The sequence below is a fragment of the Xenophilus sp. genome (assembly GCF_044462705.1).
In the GTDB taxonomy this organism is placed as follows: domain Bacteria; phylum Pseudomonadota; class Gammaproteobacteria; order Burkholderiales; family Burkholderiaceae_C; genus Xenophilus; species Xenophilus azovorans.
The window spans coordinates 2,659-23,899 of the sequence record NZ_JBIQNC010000058.1; the positions used below are offsets into that span (position 1 = coordinate 2,659).

A 21,241-nucleotide genomic window follows, 5' to 3' on the forward strand; every position below is an offset into this window, starting at 1 on the left:
CGCACGTCGCCAACACGCGCGAGATCGGCGCGGTGGTGGTGACCAAGATCGAAAAGAAGAGCGCCAATACCCGCCGCGTGGTGCTGGGCTGGGCCTGACGCCGCGCCGGAACCTTTGCCCTCCGCCTGGCTCCGACCCGCCGTGCTGCGCCGCCTGCTCGCCCCCCTCCTGATCGCCGCCTGCGCCCTGCCGATGGGCGCCGGCGCACAGTTCTCCGCCAAGGCGCCGGCCGGCCCGGTGGTGCAGACGCCGCACGTGCGCGCCGAGCTGCTGGCCCATGCGCCGCAGGGCGTGGCGCCCGGCGCCACCGTCTGGCTGGGCCTGAAGATCACCCACCAGCCCGAGTGGCACACCTACTGGAAGAACGCCGGCGACTCCGGCCTGCCGACCGAGCTGCGCTGGACGCTGCCGCCGGGCCTGGCCGCCGGCGACGTGGACTGGCCGACGCCGCGCAAGATCCCGATCGGCAACCTGGCCAACTACGGCTACGAGGACACGGTGCTGCTGCCGGTGCCGATGACGGTGGCGGCGGACTTCTCCGCCGGGCCGGCGGCCGTGCCGGTGAAGCTCTCGGCCTCCTGGCTGGTGTGCCGCAAGGAGTGCATCCCGGAAGAAGGCGAGTTCTCGCTGCAACTGCCGGCGCAGGGTTCCACCGCTTCGCACGGCGGCGAGTTCGACGCCGCGCTGGCGGCCCGCCCCGCCGCGCTGCCGCAGGCCCGCACGCGCATCGAGATCGCCGACGGCGGCGCCGCGCTGAAGCTGCACGTCGAAGGCCTGCCCGACGGTGCCCGCGGCAAGACGCTGGACGCCTATCCCGAGGAGGGCGAGGTGATCCGCAACGGCGCCATCGCCGGCAGGGACTGGACCGGCGCCTGGGACGGCGCCGCCTGGACAGCCACCCTGCCGGTGGCCGAGCAGCGCGGCGCCAGCCCGGCCGCAATGGCCTGGGTGCTGGCGCTGGACGGCGCCGACCGCGCGAGCGCCGCCGCGGCGGGCCAGCCGGTCGCCTGGCGCGTCGAGGCGCCGGTGAGCGGCGCCTGGCCCGCCCTGGCCGCGCCCGCCGCGGTGTCGCCCGCGCTGCAGGCCGCGCTGGCGCAGAACGCCGCGGCGGCGCCCGCCCCCGTGGCCGCGGCGCCGGGTGCCACCTTCGCCGCGGCGCTGCTGGGCGCCCTGCTCGGCGGCCTGCTGCTGAACCTGATGCCCTGCGTCTTCCCGGTGCTGGCGATCAAGGTGCTGGGCTTCACCCGCGCGGCGGGCGACCGGCGCGGCCACCGCCTGGCCGCGCTGGCCTACACGGCCGGCGTGGTGCTCTCGCTGCTGGCCCTGGGCGGCGCGATGCTGGCGCTGCGCGCGGCCGGCGCGCAACTGGGCTGGGGCTTCCAGCTGCAGTCGCCGGCGGTGGTGGCGGCGCTGGCCGCGCTGTTCACGCTGATCGGCCTGAATCTGGCGGGCCTGTTCGAGCTGCGCATGCTGGCGCCCGCCTCTGCCGCCTCGGCGCAGTTGAAGCACCCGGTGGCCAACGACTTCCTCTCCGGCGTGCTGGCGGTGCTGGTGGCCTCGCCGTGCACCGCCCCGTTCATGGGCGCCTCGCTGGGGCTGGCGATCGGCCTGCCGGCCGCGCAAGCGCTGCTGCTGTTCGCGGTGCTGGGCTTCGGCCTGGCGCTGCCCTACCTGCTGGCCGGCTTCGTGCCCGCCGTGGCGCGCCGGCTGCCGAAGCCCGGGCCGTGGATGGAGACGCTGCGCCGCTTCCTCGCCTTCCCGATGTTCGCCACGGTGGCCTGGCTGGTGTGGGTGCTGGGGCAGCAAAGCGGCATCGACGGCGCCGCCGCCCTGCTGGCGCTGCTGGTGGCCGGCAGCGCGGTGGTGTGGGCGCTGACGCTGCGCGGCCGCGCGCGCTGGGGCTTCGGCGCCGTGCTCGCAGCCGCCTTCGCGGCGCTGGCGCTGGGGCTGGGGCCGAACGTCGTGCGCGAGGCGCCGGCGGCCACGCTGTCGTCCGCCGCCACGGCCTGGGAGCCCTGGTCCGCCGAGCGTGCCGCCCGGCTGCAGGCCGAGGGGCGGCCGGTGTTCGTGGACTTCACCGCCGCCTGGTGCATCACCTGCCAGTACAACAAGAAGACCACCCTGGCCGACGCCGGCGTGCTCGGCGACTTCGCGCAGCGCAACGTGGCGCTGCTGCGCGCCGACTGGACGCGGCGCGACCCGGCCATCACCGCCGCGCTGGCGGCGCTGGGGCGCAGCGGCGTGCCGGTCTACGTGCTGCAGGCGCCGGGCCGCCCGCCGGTGGTGATGAGCGAGATCCTTTCCGCAGACGAGGTACGCCGGGCCCTGGCGAATCTGTGAGGAATCGTGATGCCCCTGCTGCAGAACAGGTTGTCGCACGTACGTGAAAAAGCCGGTCTAAGCTGCGACCGTCAATGAAGATTCATCGCCTGAAAGGAGAACTTCGCACCATGCAGAACGACACCGCGCCGTCCGCCGCCGCCGGCACCCGTTCGCAGCGCGCCGTGCGCAAGGTCCAGGCCGCCCGTGCCGCACTGGACCGCGCCTCGCGCCGGGCCGTGATGGCCGCCGCCATGGCCCTGGGCGCCACCCTGCTGCTCGATGCGCCCGCGCATGCCGCGCCGGCCGTGGGCCAGCCGGCGCCGGACTTCGTCGCCGTCGACACCGCCGGCCAGCGCCACAAGCTGTCCGACTTCGCCGGCAAGTACGTCGTGCTGGAGTGGACCAACCCCGGCTGCCCGTTCGTGCGCAAGCACTACGGCAGCGGCAACATGCCGGCCACGCAGAAGGCCGCCACCGCCAAGGGCGTCGTGTGGCTGGCCATCAACTCCACCGAGCGCGCCGCCGGCGACTACCTGCCGCCCGAGCGGCTGGCCGCCTGGATGCAGGAGCAGTCCGCCGCCGCCACCCACGTGCTGATGGACGAGGACGGCATCATCGGCCAGGCCTACGGCGCGCGCACCACGCCGCACCTGTACATCATCGATCCCAAGGGCGTGCTGGTGTATGCCGGCGGCATCGACAGCATCCCCTCGGCGCGCGTGGACGACATCAAGACCGCCACCAACTACGTGAACCAGGCGCTGGCCGAGGCCTTCGGCGGCAAGCCGATCTCGGCCGCGAGCACGCGCGCCTACGGCTGCTCGATCAAGTACAAGACCTGATCCGCGCGGCGGCCTGCCCGCGGGGCAGGGTTAGCACGCGCCCGGACGGGGCGGGGAATGGGTGACGATGCCGCCATCGTCTCTTCCTTCCCCGCGAGCATGGCGCACACCGACACCATCCCCCAGCCCAAGGCCGACCCCTTCATCGGCAACCTGCGCGCCATCGACGGCGAGGTGCCGATCCAGGGCTTCATGCGCCTGGCGCAGACCTACGGCCCGATCTACCAGCTCGACTTCTTCGGCCACCCGCTGATCGTCATCAGCTCGCAGGCGCTGGTCAACGAGGTCTGCGACGAGAAGCGCTTCGACAAGCGCATCTCGGGCGCGCTGAAGAACATCCGCGACTTCGCCGGCGACGGCCTGTTCACCGCCAGGACGGACGAGCCGAACTGGGCCGTGGCCCACCGCCTGCTGATGCCGGCCTTCGGCCCGATCGGCATCCGCGGCATGTTCGACCGCATGCTCGACATCGCCGACCAGATGCTGGTGCGCTGGGAGCGCTTCGGCCCCGCCAACGTGATCGAGGTGACCGAGGACATGACGCGCATGACCCTCGACACCATCGCGCTGTGCGCCTTCGACTACCGCTTCAACAGCTTCTACCAGACGGAGATGCACCCCTTCGTCGGCGCCATGGTCGACGCGCTGGCCGAGGCCGGCGCGCGCACGCGGCGCCCCGAGATCGCCAGCAAGCTGCTGCTGCGCAAGCGCCGCGCCTATGAGGACGACCTGGCGCTGATGCGCCAGGTGGCCGACGAGCTGATCGCCGAGCGCCGGCGCGACCCCGACGCGGCGAACAAGAAGGACCTGCTGGGCATCATGCTGCAGGGGCGCGACCCGGTCACCGGCGAGGGCCTGTCGGACGAGAACATCCGCTACCAGATGCTCACCTTCCTGATCGCCGGCCACGAGACGACCAGCGGCATGCTGTCCTTCGCCACCTACTTCCTGCTGAAGAACCCGCAGGTGCTGGCCAAGGCCCGTGCCGAGGCCGACGCGGTGCTGGGCGACGAGATGCCGCGCGTGGAGCACATCGGCCGGCTGAAGTACATCGAGCAGGTGCTGATGGAGACGCTGCGCATCTGGCCGACGGCGCCGGCCTTCGCGCTCAAGCCGCTGCAGGACGTGGTGCTCGGCGGCAAATACCCCCTCACCAAGCGCGACACCGTGATGGTGCTCACGCCCATGCTGCACCGCGACACCAGCGTCTGGGGCGAGGACGTCGAGGCCTTCCGCCCCGAGCGCTTCGAGCCCGAGGCCATGGCCGCGCTGCCGCCCAACGCCTGGAAGCCCTTCGGCAACGGCCAGCGCGCCTGCATCGGCCGGCCCTTCGCGATGCAGGAGGCGATCCTGCTGGTGGCGATGATCCTGCAGCGCTTCGACCTGATCGAGGACGACCCCTCCTACCAGCTCAAGGTGGCCGAGACGCTGACGCTCAAGCCCTCGGGCCTGCGCATCCGCGTCAAGCGCCGCGGCACCGCCTCCTTCAAGCCGCGCGGCGTGCTGGCGCCGCAGAAGGCCGCCGCCCCCGCGCCGGCGCCCGCCGCGCCGGCCCTGGCGCCGGGCCAGCAGGCCACGCCGCTCCTGGTGCTGTATGGCTCCAACACCGGCTCCTGCGAGGCATTCGCCGAGCGCATCGCCAGCGACGCCGCCGCGCAGGGCTACGCGGCGCAGGCGGCGGCGCTGGACGACCACGCCGGCAGCCTGCCCACCGAGGGCGCGGTGGTGGTCGTCACCGCCTCCTACGAGGGCCAGCCGCCGGACAACGCCCGCCAGTTCGCCGCCTGGCTGGACGCCCTGGCGCCCGATGCGCTGAAGGGCGTGCGCTACGCCGTGTTCGGCTGCGGCAACCGCCAATGGGCCCGCACCTACCAGGCGGTGCCGCAGCGCTTCGACGCCGCGCTGGCCGCCGCCGGCGCCACCCGGCTGCGCACGCGCGGCGAGACCGACGCCGGCGGCGACTTCTTCGGCGCCTTCGACGAGTGGTATGCGGGCCTGTGGGCCGACTTCGGCCAGGCCCTGGGCAAACAGGTGCAGGCCGCGCCCGGCGGCGCACAGCTGCAGGTCGAGCGCATCAAGGACGGCCGCGCCGCCCTGCTGCGCCTGGGCGACCTGCAGCACGGCGAGGTCAAGGAGAACCGCGAGCTGGTCGACATGAACTCGCCCCTGGGCCGCTCCAAGCGCCACATCGAGATCGCGCTGCCCGAGGGCATGGGCTACCGCGCGGGCGACTACCTCTCGGTGCTGCCGCACAACCCCATCGGCGTGGTGATGCGCGCGCTCAAGCGCTTCGACCTGGCCTCCGACAGCCAGATCATCATCCGCAAGCCCGACAGCAGCCTCACCTCGCTGCCGGTGGACCACCCCGTCAACGCCAGCGAGGTGCTGTTCCACTACGTCGAACTGGCCCAGCCCGCCACCCGCGGCCAGGTGGCCACCCTGGCCGACGCCACCGAGGGCCCGCAGCAGGCCGAGCTGCGCGCCCTGGCCGAGGAAGGCGCCTACCAGCGCGACGTGCTGGCCAAGCGCGTCAGCGTGCTCGAACTGCTGGAGCGCTACCCCGCCTGCGGCCTGGGGCTGGCCGCCTTCCTGGAGATGCTGCCGCCGGCGCGGGCGCGCCAGTACTCGATCTCCTCCTCGCCGCTGTGGAACCCCGAGCGCTGCACGCTCACCGTGGCGGTGGTGGACGCGCCCGCGCTGTCGGGCCGCGGGCGCTACCAGGGCATGGCCTCCACCTACCTCGCCAACTGCGCACCGGGCACGCGCGTGGTGGTGGCGGTGCGCTCGTCCAACGACAACTTCCACCCGCCCGCCTCGCCCGAGGTGCCGATGATCATGGTCTGCGCCGGCACCGGCCTGGCGCCCTTCCGCGGCTTCCTGCAGGAGCGCGCCATGCAGGCGCAAAGCGGCCGCAGCGTGGCGCGCTCGCTGCTGTTCTTCGGCTGCGACCACCCCGACGTCGACTTCCTCTACAAGGACGAGCTGGCTGCCTGGGAGGCCGCCGGCGTGGTCAGTGTGCGGCCGGCCTTCTTCAAGGCGCCGGAGGGCGACGTCAGCTTCGTGCAGCACCGGCTCTGGCAGGACCGCGCCGACGTGTCCGAGCTGTTCCGCAGGGGCGCGCACGTGTATGTCTGCGGCGACGGCCGCCACATGGCGCCCGCCGTGCGCGAGACCTTCGTGCGCATCTACCAGGAAGCCGTGGGCGCCACGCCCGAGGCGGCCGAGGCCTGGGTCGAGAAGATCGAGCGCGAGAGCGGGCGCTACGTGTCCGACGTGTTCGCCTAGCAGCGGCCCCCCGGCCGGCGCAGGCATCGGGGCGACAATCCGCCGATGCCTTTCGCCCCGCTGAAGAACGACACCTTCCTGCGCGCCTGCCGGCGCCAGGCCACCGACCACACGCCGGTCTGGCTGATGCGCCAGGCCGGGCGCTACCTGCCCGAGTACGTGGCGACGCGGGCGAAGGCCGGCAGCTTCATGGGGCTGGCGACGAACGTGGACTTCGCCACCGAGGTCACGCTGCAGCCGCTGGAGCGCTTCCCGCTGGACGCGGCGATCCTGTTCTCCGACATCCTCACCGTGCCCGACGCGATGGGGCTGGGCCTGTCCTTCGAGGCCGGCGAGGGCCCGCGCTTCGCCCGGCCCGTGCGGGACGAGGCCGCCGTGGCCGCGCTGGCCGTGCCCGACCTGGAGCGGCTGCGCTACGTGTTCGACGCCGTCGCCTCCATCCGCCGCGCGCTGGACGGCCGGGTGCCGCTGATCGGCTTCTCGGGCAGCCCCTGGACGCTGGCCTGCTACATGGTCGAGGGGGCAGGATCCAGCGACTACCGGCTGGTCAAGTCCATGCTCTACGGTCGGCCCGACCTGATGCACCGCATCCTGGCGGTCAATGCCGACGCGGTGGCGGCGTACCTCAACGCCCAGATCGACGCCGGCGCGCAGGCGGTGATGGTCTTCGACAGCTGGGGCGGCGTGCTGGCCGACGGGGCCTTCCAGGACTTCAGCCTGGCCTACACGGCGCGCGTGCTGGCGCAGCTCAAGCGCCATGGCCCCGACGGGCAGGACGTGCCGCGCATCGTCTTCACCAAGGGCGGCGGCCTGTGGCTGGCGGAGATGGGCGCGCTGGACTGCGAGGTGCTGGGCCTGGACTGGACGGTGAACCTGGGCGCCGCCCGTGCGCAGGTGGGCGAGCACGGCCCGCGGGCCAAGGCGCTACAGGGCAACTTGGACCCGAACGTGCTCTTCGCGCCCCCCGAACGCATCGAAACCGAGGCCCGGAAGGTGCTCGACAGCTTCGGCGCCCCGCACACCGACGCCGCGTCGCCGGGCCCCGCGCACATCTTCAACCTGGGGCACGGCATCAGCCAGTTCACGCCGCCGGAACACGTGGCGGCGCTGGTCGGCGCAGTGCACGCTCACTCACGCGCACTGCGCGCCACGCAGGCCGGCCGCTGATTGTGATCGTTTGTAAATTCGGTTTTGCGGCGTCGCGATTTGTCAAGACCGAAAACGTGAGGAGCGGCTGACTTATGCACACCAGTACTGCTGCGGCGCGCAAAAATTCCGCTTCGCAGAATGCCGCCGCTACCAAAGCGATAGCGATCACAAGTGCTTGATTTCAAAGAACTTTCCATCTTTGCCCTTTTTGCGTGCAAAACGGCGGAAGCCTTGATCCATGCGCCTTCGGGGCGCATGGGGCCGCTCTATCAACAAAGTTATCCACATCTTCTTTGGATGAAGCGCAAAGCGCCGTGGAATCAACGACTTAAGGCCGCTTGCTGAGACGGAATGTAGAAATGAGCGGCACATCCGAAGGCCCCGCGGCGACGGCGGGCGCGGTGGTGCAGGTGGCGGTCCACACCCCGGCGCACGCCGCCCTGGGCGACCTGCTGAGCTACCTGGCGCCGGCGACCCTGCCGCCCGGCACGCTGGTGCGGGTGCCGCTGGGACGGCGCGAGGTGCTGGGCGTGGTGTGGGAGCCCACAGAGGCCGCGCCCGAGGCGCCGGACGGCGGCGCCCTCCTTCCCGCCCTGCGGCCCGTCGCGGCCGTGCTCGACGGCCTGCCGCCCCTGCCGGCCGCCTGGCGCGACCTGGTCGACTTCACCGCGCGCTACTACCAGCGCTCGCGCGGCGAGGTGGCGCTGGCCGCCCTGCCGCCGCAGTTGCGCGACCTGGACGCCACCCAGCTCGCCCGGCGCCTGAAGCGGCAGGCGGCCCGGCCCGCCGCCGCGCCGGGCGCCGCCACGGACCTTCCGCCCGAACCCAGCGCCGAGCAGGCGGCCGTGCTGGCGGCCGTGGCGCAGGAGGCCGGCCCCTTCCTGCTCTTCGGCAGCACCGGCAGCGGCAAGACCGAGGTCTACCTGCGCGCCGTGGCCGACGCCCTGGCCGCCGACGGCGCGGCCCAGGCGCTGGTCATGGTGCCGGAGATCAACCTCACGCCCCAGCTGGAGGCGCGCTTCCGGGCCCGCTTCGCGCCGCTGTACGGCGAGGACGCGGTGGTCGCCATGCACAGCGGCATGACGCCGCCGCAGCGGCTGGCGGCCTGGCTGGCGGCGCACCTGGGGCGCGCGCGCATCGTGCTGGGTACGCGCATGGCGGTGTTCGCCGCGCTGCCGCGGCTGGCGCTGATCGTGGTCGACGAGGAGCACGACCCCAGCTACAAGCAGCAGGAGGGCGCGCGCTACTCGGCGCGCGATCTGGCCGTGTGGCGCGGCCGGCGGGAGGGCGCCAAGGTGCTGCTCGGCTCGGCCACCCCCTCGCTCGAAAGCTGGCACGGCAGCCGCCCGCCGGAAGGCGAGGACCCGGGCGGCCGCTACCGGCGCCTGGCCATGCCCTCGCGCATCGGCGAAGGGGCGCTGCCCCGGGTGCGGCTGGTGGACATGACGCGCCAGCCCGGCGGCACGGTGCTCTCGCCGCCGCTCCTGGAGGCCATCGGCGAGCGCGTGGCGCGCGGCGAGCAGAGCATGGTCTTCCTCAATCGCCGCGGCTACGCGCCGGTGCTGGCCTGCGCCGACTGCGGCTGGAAGAGCGAATGCCCGCACTGCAGCGCCTTCCGCGTCTTCCACAAGATCGACCGCACCCTGCGCTGCCACCACTGCGGCTTCACCGAGCGGGTGCCGCGCGCCTGCCCGGCCTGCGGCAACCCGGACATCGCGCCGGTCGGCCGCGGCACCGAGCGGCTGGAGGAGCACCTGGCGGACCTCTTCGCCGGCGTGGCGCGCCCCGACGGCACGCCGGTGCGCGTGGCCCGCATCGACGCCGACAGCACCCGCCACGAGGGCGCGCTGGAGCGCCAGCTCGCCGAGGTCCACGCCGGCGACGTGGACGTGCTGGTGGGCACGCAGATGATCGCCAAGGGGCATGACTTCCGGCGCATCACGCTGGTGGCGGCCGCGAACCCCGATTCGGCCCTGTTCTCCAGCGACTTCCGCGCGCCGGAGCGCCTGTTCTCGCTGCTGATGCAGTCCGCCGGCCGCGCCGGCCGCGACGGCGCCTGGCTGGCGGCGCAGGGCAGCACGGCCGAGATGTGGATCCAGACGCACCACCCGCAGCACCCGCTGTTCGACGCGCTGCGCCGGCACGACTACCCGGCCTTCGCCGCGCGGCAGCTCGCCGAGCGGCAGGCGGCCGGCATGCCGCCCTTCAGCTTCCAGGCCCTGCTGCGGGCCGATGCGCGCACGCAGGAGGCGGCGCAGGCCTTCCTGCAGGCCGCCAGCAGCGCGGCCGAGTCGCTGCCCGAGGCCGCGCGGGTGATGCGCTACCCGCCGGTGCCGCTGGCGGTGCAGCGCGTGGCCAACGTCGAGCGCGCCCAGATGCTGGTCGAAAGCGACTCGCGCGCCGCCCTGCAGCGCCTGCTGGCCGGCTGGCAGCCGCTGCTGCACGCCCTGCGGCGCACGCCCGAAGGCAAGGGCATCATCCGCTGGCTGGTCGACGTGGACCCGCAGAGCATCTGATCCGATCAGCCCGTTTCGAGCGGGCGCTTGCTCATCTGCACGTAGCGCAGCGGCCCGTGGCGGCGGCGCCGGCCGCGCAGCCGCTGCAGCGCCGCCCAGCCGCCGATCGCCAGCACCGCGAGCAGCACGCCCCACCAAAGCATCAGTGTTCCCATGACAAGCCCTCCTGATCTCGCCGCCCGCCTCCCGTGCACCGGCCGGCCCGGTCACAGACGCCCACTGTGCGGGCCAAATCCGTGCCGGAGGGTCAGCATTTTTACCTACATGCCGACACGACGTCCTGCCCCCGACGAGACAGGGCCCAGAAGCGTGAGGTCATCGCCCGACCGCGCCGCGGCCATCGGCGCCGACTTGTGCGGGGCCGGCGGCGGCGCGGTCTCCCGGTCGGCCGGCCACAGCCACAGCAGGGCGGCGCCGGCGAGCGCGGCGACCAGGGCCACCAGGACGACGCCACGGTCGCGCCTGCCGGCCGCAGACGGCGACGGCACGGCCGGCTGCGCGTGCGCGACGGCGGCCGGCGCGATGCGGAGCGCCTCCCGCGGCGAGGCTGGCGACTGCGATGCGGGGCCGCCGCCCTGCAGGCGCTGCAGGAAGTCGGCGGCGCTGCGCGGCCGGTCTTCCGGCCGCAGCGCCAGGGCGGCGTCCAGCGTCGCCAGCAGCGGCGCGCCACAGGCCGGGCCGGCCAGCCGCGACAGCGGCTGCAGGCGGTCGTCCACCATCCGCTTGGCGGCCGGCGGCGGCGGATGGCCCGTGAGGGCTTCGCAGGCCACCGCAGCCAGCGCATAGAGGTCGCTCCACGGCCCCTGCTCCTGCATCCGGGCACCGTCCACCTCGGGTGCGGCATAGCGGCGGGCAGCAGCCGAAACGGGGGGCGCATCGCCGGGCCCGCCCAGGTCCAGCAGCACCGGCCCGCGCTCGGCCAGCACGATGTTCCAGGGCGTGATGCCGCGATGCAGGCAGGGCTGCGCGTGGAGCAGCCGCAGCGCGTCGAGCAGCGGCAGCAGCCAGCCGAGGAGTTCCTGCTCGTCCGACGGGCCGCCGCGGCGGGCCAGCGCCTGCGCCAGCGTCGGCCCCTCGTACACGGGCATGGCCTGGTAGGCGGTGCCGTTGGCCTCCCAGCGCGCCAGCACCTTGGCCAGCGCCGGGTGGTTCAGGCGCATCAGCACCCGCGCGCCGTCGAGGAAGTGAAGGCGCCCGGCATCGAAGGCCGCCGCGTGCGCGCCGGAGCGGGGCTGCACCCGCTCGGTGCCCGCCACGCGCGAGGCCAGCGGCACCGGCAGGTATTCCCTGACGGCGCACTCGCGCCGGCTGGGCGGCTGGTCGGCGCGGTAGACGATGCCGGAGGCGCCCTCGCCGATCAGGCCGAGGAGGCGGAAATCGCCCGCCGGTTCGCCGGCGGGGAGCAGGTGGGCAGACGGCGGATCAGCGGCGGCAGGCGCGGGCGCTGCCGCGCCGCCGCCCTGTTGCAGCGCATTCATGACTGGGTTCTCCCTGAGTTGCGGGGCGAATGTACCAGTCAATGAATACAAAAGAATTCATTTATGTAAGAAGCGTGAGCGCACGCCTGCATGGCGGCACCTAGGCTCAGCGCAGCCAGCCGACCGCCAGCGGAAAGCTGAAGAAGGCCGCCACGGTCGTCCACAGGATGATGCGGGCGATGCGCGCGTTGTCGGCGCCGAAGCGCTCGGCCAGCATCGAGACGTTGCTGGCGCTGGGCAGGGCCGCCACCAGCACCAGCGTGACGAGCGCGCCCTGCGACAGCGGCAACCCCGCGGCGCGCGCGGCGGCGCCCAGCCCGGCCACCAGCAGCGGGTGCGCCACCAGCTTGACCAGCACCACCGGCAGCACGTCCGCCACGGCGCCGCGTCGCGAGGAGGCCCCTTGCGCCCGCGCCAGCAGCGCCCCGCGCGCCAGCACGGCGCCGATGGTGAACAGGGCCGCCGGCGAGGCGGCGTCGGCCAGCATGGAGACGGTGCGGTCGGCCGGCCCCGGCAGCCGCCACTGCGCGGCCGAGGCCGCCGCGCCCAGCAGGATCGACCAGGGCATCGGGTTCAGCACGATGCCGCGCAGCGCCTTGCGCGCCGCCTGCCAGAACGCGGCGCCGCCGGCGTGGCCCGTCGCGTCCAGCCGCGACAGTGCGATGCACAGCGAGGAGGTCACGACCATGTCGAACACGATCGAGATGATCACCGGCCCCGTCGCCGCCGCGCCCAGCAGCGCCGCCAACAGCGGCACGCCCATGAAGCCGGTGTTGGGGAAGGCCGCCACCAGCGCGCCGAAGGCCGCGTCGTTCCAGCCGATGCGCCCGCGCCGCGTCAGGCGCACCGTGACGGCCACCACCAGCAGCGCCGCCGCGCCCCACACCAGTGCCACGCTGGCGTCGAGCAGCTGCGCGATCGGCGTGCGCGCCCCGAACTGGTAGAGCATGCACGGCAGCGCGAAGAACAGCACGAAGGCATTGAGGCCCGGGATGGCCTCCAGCGGCAGCAGGCGCGAGCGCGCCGCCGCGTAGCCGGCCGCGATCAGGGCGAAGAAGGGGAAGGTGACGAGAAAGACGGCCAGCACGGCGGCGCATTGTCATGCAGCCGGACGAGCGGACGAGGGCGGCCCGTATCATTGCCCGACTCAGCCCCCGTCCGGAAACGCATGAAACCCTCCGAAGCCCTGGCCTCGCACCGCGCCACGATCCGACGCGTGGTGGAGTCGCATCGCGCCCGCAACGCGCGGGTGTTCGGCTCGGTGCTGCGCGGCCACGACACGGACAGCAGCGACCTGGACATCCTCATCGACCCGACACCCGAGACGACGCTGCTCGACATCGGCGCGATCCGCCACGAGCTGGCCGAGCTGCTGGGCGTGCCGGTGGACGTGCTGACGCCCAACGCCCTGCCCGACACGTTCCGGGACAGGGTGCTCGCGGAGGCCCGCCCCGTATGACCGGCAGCCAGCAGCGCCTTGCCGACTATCTCGCCCACATCACCGAAGCCATCGAGCGCATCGGCCGCTACACCGGGAACATGGATGAAGCCGCGTTCCTGAACGACCCCTTGGTCCAGGACGCCGTGATCCGGAACCTGGAAATCATCGGCGAGGCCAGCAACAACATACAGAAACACCACCCCGAGTTCGCGGCGGCGCATCCCGAGTTGCCGCTTTCGTTCGCCTACCAGATGCGCAACGCCGTCGCCCACGGCTACTTCAAGGTGGACTTCGAGATCGTCTGGAGGACGATCCGCAGCGACCTGCCGGACTTGCACCAGCACGTGAAAGCCGCCGCCCGCGCACTCGCGGGCTGATCCCGCCAAGGGCGTGCCTGCGCAGCCCTTTTCCTTGTCGAGAATCCCTTTCCTTTTTTCGTTCGCATGTCCGCCGGCCTCAACCTCGCCCAGCAGGAAGCCGTGAACTACCTGCACGGCCCCTGCCTCGTGCTCGCCGGCGCGGGCTCGGGCAAGACGCGCGTCATCACGCACAAGATCGCGCGGCTGATCCAGGCCGGGCTGGACCCGAAGCGCATCGCCGCCATCACCTTCACCAACAAGGCGGCGGCGGAGATGCGCGAGCGGGCCAAGGGCCTGATCGGCAAGCCCGCGAAGGGCGTGGTGGTGTGCACCTTCCACGCCCTGGGCGTGCGCATGATGCGCGAGGACGGCGCGGTGCTGGGGCTCAAGCCGCAGTTCAGCATCCTCGACAGCGACGACGTGCTGAAGATCCTGAAGGACGCCGGCGGCACCACCGACGCGGCCACCGCCCGCCTCTGGCAGTGGACCATCAGCAAGTGGAAGAACATGGGCCTGAACGCGGCGGCGGCGGAGGCCCAGGCGGCCGACGACAACGAGCGCATCACCGCGAAGATCATGGCGCGCTACGAGGAACGCCTCGCGGCCTACCAGAGCGTGGATTTCGACGACCTGATCGGCCTGCCGCTGCAGCTGCTGCGCAAGCACGACGCGGTGCGCGAGAAGTGGCAGCGCCAGCTCGGCCACATCCTGGTGGACGAGTACCAGGACACCAACGCCACGCAGTACGAGGTGCTCAAGCTGCTGACCGGGGAGCGCGGCCGCTTCACCGCGGTGGGCGACGACGACCAGTCCATCTACGGCTGGCGCGGCGCCACGCTGGACAACCTGAAGAAGCTGCCGGTCGACTTCCCCGAGCTCAAGGTCATCAAGCTGGAGCAGAACTACCGCTCCACCAGCGCCATCCTGCGCGCGGCCAACAACGTGATCGGGCCCAATCCCAAGCTGTTCCCGAAGACGCTGTTCTCCGATCTGGGCGAGGGCGAGCCGGTGCGCGTGGTCGACTGCGACAACGAGCAGCACGAGGCCGAGCGCGCCGTCGCACGCATCCAGGGCCTGCGCGAGGCCTCGGCGCACAAGGAGTGGCGCGACTTCGCCATCCTCTACCGCGCCAACCACCAGGCGCGCGTGTTCGAGCAGGCGCTGCGCCGCGCCAACATCCCCTACAAGGTCTCGGGCGGGCAGAGCTTCTTCGACCGCGCCGAGATCCGCGACCTGTGCGGCTGGTTCCGCCTGTGGGTCAACAACGACGACGACCCGGCCTTCCTGCGCGCCGTGACCACGCCCAAGCGCGGCATCGGCCACACCACGCTGGCGCAACTGGGCGTGTTCGCCAGCCAGTACAAGATCAGCCTGTTCGAGGCGCTGTTCTCGCCCTCGCTGCCCAGCGCCGTGCCCAAGCGCGGCATCGAGGGCCTGCACGAGTTCGGCCGCTACATCAACGACCTCGAATACCGCGCCCGCCACACCAAGGGCGCCGAGGACGCGCGCGCCTTCCTGAACACCTGGCTCAAGGAAATCGAGTACGAGAAGCACCTCTACGACGGCGAGGACAGCGAGCAGGCCGCGGCCGCGCGCTGGACCAACGTGATGGAGTTCTGCGACTGGATGGCCCAGCGCTGCGGCGGCCAGATCGCCGACGCCAGCGGCGCCAACGCGCAGGCCGAGGAGCCCAAGAGCCTGCTCGAGGTGGCACAGACCATCTCGCTGCTCTCCACCATCAGCGAGCGCGAACAGGACCAGAACGTGCTCACCCTGTCCACCCTGCACGCTGCCAAGGGCCTGGAGTGGCCGCACGTGATGCTGGTCGGCGTGAACGAGGGCCTGCTGCCCTTCAAGCTGGACGACGACGAGGGCCGCCAGGAGAAGGTGAGCGAAAGCATCGCCGAGCGCCTGCAGGAAGAGCGCCGCCTGATGTACGTGGGCATCACCCGCGCGCAGCGCACGCTGGCGGTGAGCTGGCTCAAGCGCCGCAAGAAGGGCCGCGAGATGGTGCAGGCGCTGCCCAGCCGCTTCATCGCCGAGATGGCGCTGGACAAGACCACCGCGAAGGAAGACCCGCGCGAGAAGCTCAAGGCGCTGCGCGCCGAGTTCGCGCGCAAGGCGCAGCAGCAGGCCGCGGCCAACGCGGCCGGGTGAGGCGGAGCATGCGTGTGCGCCGCCTGTCCCGCTGGTTCGCCGCCGCCCTGTGCGCCCTGCTGCTGGCCGCCTGCGCGGCGCCGGCGGGGAAAGACGCGGCCTCGTCCGACGCGCCGCCGGGTTGCCCGGCCGACGCGCGGGCGCTGCCGGTCGAGGCACTCTACGGGCGCTGGCTGGCGCGCTTCGACGGCGCGGCGGATGCCGCCTCCGTGGCGCTGCATGCCCACCCCGAATACGCCGGCAGCGTGCGCGGCAGCGTGACGCGCGGCGGCTCATCCTCCCCACAGACATCCCAGCTCGCCGGCGACGTGACCGACGACGGCATCCTCGCGCTCGACGAATCGCGCGACGGCCGCAGCATCAGCGCCGTCTGGACGGCCGAGCTGGTTCCCGCCTCGTGCGGCAAGGAGTTCAAAGGAACATGGCGAAACGCAGCCGACGACCGCACGCTCACCTTCGTGCTGACCCGGGCCTCCCCGCCCTCCCCCTGACGCTGGCCCTGGCCTGCTCCTGCGCGCTGCCCGGCCTGGCGGCGGCGCAGGTCCGGCCCGACGGCACGCCCGCCAGCCCGCTGGCCGATGCGCAGCTCACCTGGCAGCAGTGCGCCCGCCTGGCCGACGACAAGGACGCCCGCCTGGCTTGCTTCGACCGCTGGGCGCAGCAGCAGGCGCAGCCCGCAGCGGCCCTGCCGCCGGCACCGCCCGCGCTGGCCAGCGCGCAGCCGCCCGGCGCGCCCGCGGCCGACCAGCCGGTGGACGCCAGCGTGCCCGCCACGCGGGTGATCGCCGTCGGCGGCGAGGGCTGCCGCGACCGGCAGTACTCCACGCTCTCGCGCTTCTGGGAGCTGGAGGAAGGCACCGACTGCGGCACCTTCACCTTCCGCGGCTACCGGCCGCTGAACGTGTCCGTCTCGACCGCCAGCCACGCGCCCGAGGCGCCCACCTCGCCCTCGCCCGGCCACACAGCCTCGCCGGTGAACTACAAGGCGCAGGAGATGCGCATCGGCCTGTCGGTGCGCACCAAGCTCGCCCAGGGACTGCTCACCCAGGGCAATCCGGTCAAGAAGGACTCGCTGTGGTTCGCGTACTCGCAGCAGTCCACCTGGCAGCTGTTCAGCGCCGACATCTCGCGGCCCTTCCGCACGACCGACCACGAGCCGGAGCTGATGTACGTCTACCCGGTCGACGCGAAGCTGCCCTGGGGCTGGCGCTGGCGCTATGCCGGCGTGGGCATCGTGCACCAGTCCAACGGCCAGAGCCTGCCGCTGTCGCGCAGCTGGAACCGCGTGTTCCTCATGGGCGGCGTGGAGCTGGACAACCGCTTCGCCATCACCGGCCGCGTGTGGAAGCGCATCCACGAGGGCGCGTCCGACGACGACAACCCGGACATCACCCGGTACCTGGGCCACAGCGAGATCACCGGCAGCTGGTACGTGAACCGGGAGAACACGCTGGCAATGACGGTGCGCGGCGCCATCGGCGGCAGCGGCCGCGGCGGCGTGCGGCTGGAGTGGATGCGCGCCCTCGGCGACCCGGCCACCAGCAACCTGCGCTGGCACACCCAGCTCTACCACGGCTACGGCGACACGCTGGTGGACTACAACCGCAAGCGCACCGTGTTCAGCTTCGGCCTGAGCCTGGTGGACTGGTAAGCCGCCCCCCGGACGAAAAAGCACCCCGTCGGGCGATCGGGCAGGCGCGAAGGGTTGACCGGGGGGCCGTTCTTCAACCTGTCTGCACGCCCGGCACGCCGCGCAGGTGACGCTCGATCGCCGCGATGGCATGCCGCACCTTCGCCGGCCGGCCGTCGCGCTGCGGCGTGACCGCATGCACCGGCATCGCGGCCGGCCGCCAGCCGGGCAGCACCGGCACCAGCCGGCTCGCACGCAGTTCGTCGTCCACGTCGGCATGCACCAGCCGCGCCAGGCCGAGGCCGGCCGCGCACATCTGCTGCAGCGTGAGCTGGTTGTTGCTGGTGACGCGCGCCGGCGCCTCCACCGCCTGCCGTGCGCCGTCGGCGCCCAGCAGGTCCAGCCGCAGCAGGCGGCCTTCGCGCGGCGAGGCCACCCACTGGTGCGCCACCAGCTCCTGCGGCGTGCGCGGTTCGCCGGCATGCGCCAGGTAGGCCGGCGCCGCGCACAGCAGCATCTCGAAGCGGCACAGGGGCTGCGCCACCCAGCTCGAATCGGCCAGGCGGCCGACGCGCAGCGCCAGGTCGATGCGGGCGTCGACCAGGTCGATCATGGCGTCGTCGACCAGCAGGCGCAGCTCCAGCGCCGGATGCTGGGCCAAAAGCGGCGCCAGCGCCGGGCCGAGGTGGCGCGCGAAGCCCACCGGCGCGGCCACGCGCAGCTCGCCCTCGGGCGCATCGCGCGCCAGGTCGAGCTGCGCGCGGGCCTGGGCCGCGGCCTCCACCATGCGCCGGCAGTGCTCGGCGAAGCGCGCGCCGGCCTCGGTGAGCGCCAGCTTGCGCGTCGTGCGGTGCAGCAGCGTGACGCCGTGCGCCTGCTCCAGCGCACGCACCTGCTGGCTCACCGCCGAGGTGCTGACGCGCAGGTGCCGCGCGGCCGCGCTGAAGGAGCCGCAGCGCACCACCTCGGCGAAGAGGGCGAGGCGGCGGAAGTCGTCCATTGTGAAGTCCAGCTAAACGAAGTTGTCTCGATTCTCGGACTTCTGCCGTGATCGTGAAGCTGGGAGACTCGCCTCATCGCTTTCGATCTCTCAAGGACATCCCTCATGAACGTCGCCCTCATCGGCGCCACCGGCTTCGTCGGCTCGGCCCTCCTGAACGAACTGCTGTCGCGCGGCCACACCGTCCGCGCCCTGGCGCGCACGCCGGCCAAGCTGGAGGCCCGCCCCGGCCTGGAGGTGGTGCAGGCCGACGTGCTGGACAGCGCCCAGGTCGCCCGCGCCGTGGCCGGCGTGGACGCGGTCGTCAGCGCCTACAACCCGGGCTGGACCGAGCCGAAGCTGTACGAGCTGTTCATGGCCGGCTCCAAGGCCATCGCCGACGGCGTGAAGCAGGCCGGCGTGAAGCGCCTGCTGGTGGTCGGCGGCGCCGGCAGCCTGTACGTGGCGCCGGGCGTGCAGCTGGTGGACACGCCCGAGTTCGCCGGCCAGGTGCCGGCCAACGTGGTGCCCGGCGCCCGGGCCGCGCGCGACGAACTGGCCCGCATGCAGGACGAGACGGCACTGGACTGGACCTTCGTCTCGCCGCCGCCGCTGCTCGCGCCGGGCGAGCGCACCGGCCACTACCGGACCGGCGGCGACGAGGTGCCGATGAAGGCCGGGATCCCCGCCGGCATCAGCAGCGCCGACCTGGCCGCCGCCATCGTCGACGAGCTGGAGCAGCCGAAGCACATCCGCAGGCGCTTCGTCGCCTGGTCCTGACTAGGGCCTGTTGACGCTCTGGAAGGGGTCGCCTTCCAGAGCGTCAACAAGCCCTACGCCGCGGCCGGGGTGGCCTGGGGCCGCACCAGCGGGTTCGGCGTCGGCTCCTCCACCTTGCGCAGCAGGTTGCGGTCGGTGTGGTGGAAGGGCTCGGCCTGGCCGAGGATCTGCAGCACGGTGTCTTCCTCGTAGCCCCAGGTGCCGTCGTCGTTGTACGTGACGGCGATGCGGAAGGCAGTGGTGCGGAAAGCCTCGTTCAGGAAGGGCGACGAGCAGATGCCCCAGGTCTCCAGGCCCTGCGTGGCCGTCAGCTCGAAATGCGCGGCGTCGGGCGCGACGGTGCCGCCGGCCATCGCGGTCTGCCCGCGCGGGATGGTCAGCGTGTGCATCACCGTCGAGGTGGCCGGCTCCCACAGCCAGAAGCCCACCTGCTCGTGGTAGGTCTTCGCCAGCCCCGGCTTGGTGATGTGCGTGTGGTAGCGCAGGCCGTACAGCAGTTGCGGACCGTTGGTCACGGGGTCGATGGGCTGCAGCGAGATGCGCTCCACGAAGGCCTGCTTCTTCGGCCCCTCGGCCTTCGGCTTGACGTCCAGCCCGCGCGTGCCCTCCCACACGCCCGCCATGCGGGTCAGCGGACCGAGGTTGCGCAGCGTGTCGAAGTCGACGTCGGAAGGTTCGGTGTAGATGTCGCGCGTGGGAGCGTTCATGGTGTCGTGGGTGGAGATCGGCAGGGAACTGTAGCGCCGATCACCCGAGCTGCTGCTCTGAAGGCCGCGGAGCAGGCCATGCGCGAACACCCGCGGAACCGGCTTTGCCGGGCCGCAGGGTGTGCCCCCGCGAGGGGGTTGCCGAAGCGGAACGAAGTCCGCGCAGGCTGGGGGCGGGCCTATATCGCTCCGACGTCCCCCGTCACCGGCAGCACGATGCCCGTGATGTAGCTGGCGCACACCGGCGCCGCCAGGAACACGAAGGCCGGCGCCAGCTCCTCCGGCTGCGCGGGGCGGCCGAAGGCCGTCTCCCGGCCGAAGCGGCGCACCTCGGCGGCCGGCTTGTCGGCCGGGTTCAGCGGCGTCCACACCGGGCCCGGTGCCACGGCGTTGACGCGGATGCCGCGCCCGATCACGTTCTGCGCCAGCGCCTTGGTGAAGGCATGGATCGCGCCCTTGGTGGCCGAGTAGTCGAGCAGCTTGGCGCTGCCGCTCAGGCCGGTGCGCGAGCCGTTGTTGATGATCGAGGCGCCCTCGCCCAGGTGCGGCAGCGCCGCACGCGCCATGCGCATGTAGCCGCCGATGTTGGTCTGCAGGGTCAGGTCGATGCGCTCGTCGCTGAGGTCCTCCAGCCGGTCGGCATGCATCTGGAAGGCCGCGTTGTTGACCAGCACGTCGAGCCGGCCGAAGGCCTTGAGCGTGCGTGCGACGGCCTTCTCGCAGAAGGCCGTGCGCCGCACGTCGCCGCGGATCAGCACGCAGCGCCGGCCCTCGGCCTCCACGTGCGCGCGGGTCTCCTCGGCGTCCGCCGTCTCGCTCAGGTACACGATGGCCACGTCCGCGCCCTCGCGCGCGAACAGCACCGCCACCGCGCGGCCGATGCCTGAGTCGCCGCCGGTCACGATGGCGGCCATGCCGGCGAGCTTGCCGCTGCCCACGTAGCCGGGCGCGGTGAAGCGCGGCCTGAGCTTCAGGTCCTGCTCGCGGCCCGGCTTGGCGAGCTGTTCGCCCGCCTGCCGCTCGGGCTGGCGGCGCGCGCCGGCCTGCACCGGCCGGTGCGCCTTCGTCTTCTTCGCCGGCGCGGCGCAGTCGCGCGCGGCCTGGCTGCGCTGGATGGCGCGCTGGCGCGCGACCAGGGCGCGCGTGCCGCCGGCTGCGGCCGGCGAGCGGGTGGAGGATGTCTTGCGCGATGCCTTGCTGCTGGCCATGGCCCTGCTTCCTTTCGTCTTCTCTGCGTCCGTCTTTTGCGCTGGATCAAGAGCGATGCCTCGCCGCGGCGAGGCCCTGGCCTCCATGCTGGGCGCGGACGTGAGCGGCCGCTGTCGTCCGAGGCCGCGCGGCCGGCCCGGACAGTGCGCCAGGCCACGGTCCGCGCCGGCCCGCGCCCACCTTCCGCTCAGGGCAATTCGGGATTCGCCCGCGCGGCATGCGCCGATAAGATCGCGGCCTTTTTGACTCGCACACATCACGGAGAAGCCATGAAGAAACTGTTCGCCCTGGCAGCGATCGCCGTAGCGGCCGCGGGGGCCCACGCGGCCGATTTCCCCGACGGCAAGCCCATCACCTTCGTGGTGCCGTTCGCCGCCGGCGGGCCCA

The 21,241-nt window shown here is 72.7% G+C and carries 18 protein-coding genes and 1 pseudogene; 12 read left to right on the top strand and 7 right to left on the bottom strand.

Annotation, left to right across the window (positions count from 1 at the left end):
- From ACIY1X_RS11135 to hemE, 5 genes and pseudogenes are all read left to right on the top strand, one after another.
- Positions 1-98 (top strand): annotated as a pseudogene (locus ACIY1X_RS11135) (alanyl-tRNA editing protein); the annotation flags it as partial.
- 94 nt (positions 99-192) lie between these two features.
- Positions 193-2,340, top strand: coding sequence for a protein-disulfide reductase DsbD family protein (locus ACIY1X_RS11140; protein WP_399680582.1), 2,148 nt, complete (start codon positions 193-195; stop codon positions 2,338-2,340).
- A 221-nt stretch (positions 2,341-2,561) separates the two neighbouring features.
- Entirely contained in the window at positions 2,562-3,164 is a 603-nt protein-coding gene (locus tag ACIY1X_RS11145; protein WP_399680583.1) for a thioredoxin family protein, read from the top strand.
- A gap of 57 nt (positions 3,165-3,221) precedes the next feature.
- Positions 3,222-6,449 (top strand): bifunctional cytochrome P450/NADPH--P450 reductase, encoded by a 3,228-nt coding sequence (locus ACIY1X_RS11150; protein WP_399680558.1) that lies wholly within the window; start codon positions 3,222-3,224, stop codon positions 6,447-6,449.
- A 45-nt stretch (positions 6,450-6,494) separates the two neighbouring features.
- Positions 6,495-7,616, top strand: coding sequence for a uroporphyrinogen decarboxylase (gene hemE, locus ACIY1X_RS11155; protein WP_399680560.1), 1,122 nt, complete (start codon positions 6,495-6,497; stop codon positions 7,614-7,616).
- Here the strand turns inward: hemE and ACIY1X_RS11160 are convergent.
- Entirely contained in the window at positions 7,577-7,855 is a 279-nt protein-coding gene (locus ACIY1X_RS11160; RefSeq protein ID WP_399680561.1) for a hypothetical protein, read from the bottom strand. The two genes, hemE and ACIY1X_RS11160, sit on opposite strands and share 40 nt — an antisense overlap.
- 102 nt (positions 7,856-7,957) lie before the next feature.
- Between ACIY1X_RS11160 and ACIY1X_RS11165 the strand changes: the two genes are divergently transcribed.
- Entirely contained in the window at positions 7,958-10,114 is a 2,157-nt protein-coding gene (locus ACIY1X_RS11165) for a primosomal protein N' (RefSeq protein ID WP_399680562.1), read from the top strand.
- 5 nt (positions 10,115-10,119) lie between these two features.
- On the opposite strand, the gene ACIY1X_RS11170 is transcribed toward ACIY1X_RS11165, so the two are convergent.
- From ACIY1X_RS11170 to ACIY1X_RS11180, 3 genes are all read right to left on the bottom strand, one after another.
- Positions 10,120-10,269, bottom strand: a complete 150-nt coding sequence (locus ACIY1X_RS11170; RefSeq protein WP_157008095.1) for a hypothetical protein — start codon at positions 10,267-10,269, stop codon at positions 10,120-10,122.
- 105 nt (positions 10,270-10,374) lie between these two features.
- On the bottom strand, positions 10,375-11,592 hold the full coding sequence (locus ACIY1X_RS11175) for a protein kinase (RefSeq protein WP_399680563.1): 1,218 nt from the start codon (positions 11,590-11,592) through the stop codon (positions 10,375-10,377).
- Positions 11,593-11,698: 106 nt separating this feature from the next.
- Positions 11,699-12,679, bottom strand: a complete 981-nt coding sequence (locus ACIY1X_RS11180) for an AEC family transporter (RefSeq protein ID WP_399680565.1) — start codon at positions 12,677-12,679, stop codon at positions 11,699-11,701.
- A gap of 81 nt (positions 12,680-12,760) precedes the next feature.
- Here ACIY1X_RS11180 and ACIY1X_RS11185 point away from each other — a divergent pair, with 81 nt between their 5' ends.
- The 5 genes from ACIY1X_RS11185 to ACIY1X_RS11205 all read left to right on the top strand — a co-directional run bounded on the left by ACIY1X_RS11185 (position 12,761) and on the right by ACIY1X_RS11205 (position 17,200).
- Complete coding sequence (locus tag ACIY1X_RS11185) at positions 12,761-13,051, top strand: nucleotidyltransferase family protein (RefSeq protein WP_399680567.1); 291 nt, start codon at positions 12,761-12,763, stop codon at positions 13,049-13,051.
- Positions 13,048-13,410 carry a DUF86 domain-containing protein gene (locus tag ACIY1X_RS11190; protein WP_399680568.1) on the top strand — a complete coding sequence of 121 codons (363 nt, stop codon included), beginning with the start codon at positions 13,048-13,050 and terminating at the stop codon, positions 13,408-13,410. The genes ACIY1X_RS11185 and ACIY1X_RS11190 overlap by 4 nt, the downstream gene beginning before the upstream one ends.
- Before the next feature lie 66 nt (positions 13,411-13,476).
- Positions 13,477-15,549: an ATP-dependent helicase gene (locus tag ACIY1X_RS11195; RefSeq protein ID WP_399680570.1), complete on the top strand. Its 2,073-nt coding sequence runs from the start codon at positions 13,477-13,479 to the stop codon at positions 15,547-15,549.
- A gap of 8 nt (positions 15,550-15,557) precedes the next feature.
- Positions 15,558-16,040, top strand: a complete 483-nt coding sequence (locus ACIY1X_RS11200; protein ID WP_399680572.1) for a hypothetical protein — start codon at positions 15,558-15,560, stop codon at positions 16,038-16,040.
- Positions 15,971-17,200 (top strand): phospholipase A, encoded by a 1,230-nt coding sequence (locus ACIY1X_RS11205; protein WP_399680574.1) that lies wholly within the window; start codon positions 15,971-15,973, stop codon positions 17,198-17,200. The genes ACIY1X_RS11200 and ACIY1X_RS11205 overlap by 70 nt, the downstream gene beginning before the upstream one ends.
- A 73-nt stretch (positions 17,201-17,273) precedes the next feature.
- Here ACIY1X_RS11205 and ACIY1X_RS11210 read toward each other — a convergent pair whose 3' ends face one another.
- A complete protein-coding gene (locus ACIY1X_RS11210) occupies positions 17,274-18,179 on the bottom strand; it encodes a LysR family transcriptional regulator (RefSeq protein ID WP_399680575.1) in 906 nt (301 codons plus the stop codon).
- 105 nt (positions 18,180-18,284) lie between these two features.
- Here ACIY1X_RS11210 and ACIY1X_RS11215 point away from each other — a divergent pair, with 105 nt between their 5' ends.
- Entirely contained in the window at positions 18,285-18,938 is a 654-nt protein-coding gene (locus tag ACIY1X_RS11215) for an NAD(P)-dependent oxidoreductase (protein ID WP_399680577.1), read from the top strand.
- Positions 18,939-18,991: 53 nt separating this feature from the next.
- On the opposite strand, the gene ACIY1X_RS11220 is transcribed toward ACIY1X_RS11215, so the two are convergent.
- A complete protein-coding gene (locus tag ACIY1X_RS11220) occupies positions 18,992-19,645 on the bottom strand; it encodes an FABP family protein (RefSeq protein ID WP_399680578.1) in 654 nt (217 codons plus the stop codon).
- Positions 19,646-19,824: 179 nt separating this feature from the next.
- Positions 19,825-20,853, bottom strand: coding sequence for an SDR family oxidoreductase (locus ACIY1X_RS11225; RefSeq protein ID WP_399680580.1), 1,029 nt, complete (start codon positions 20,851-20,853; stop codon positions 19,825-19,827).
- Positions 20,854-21,241: the final 388 nt, after the last annotated feature.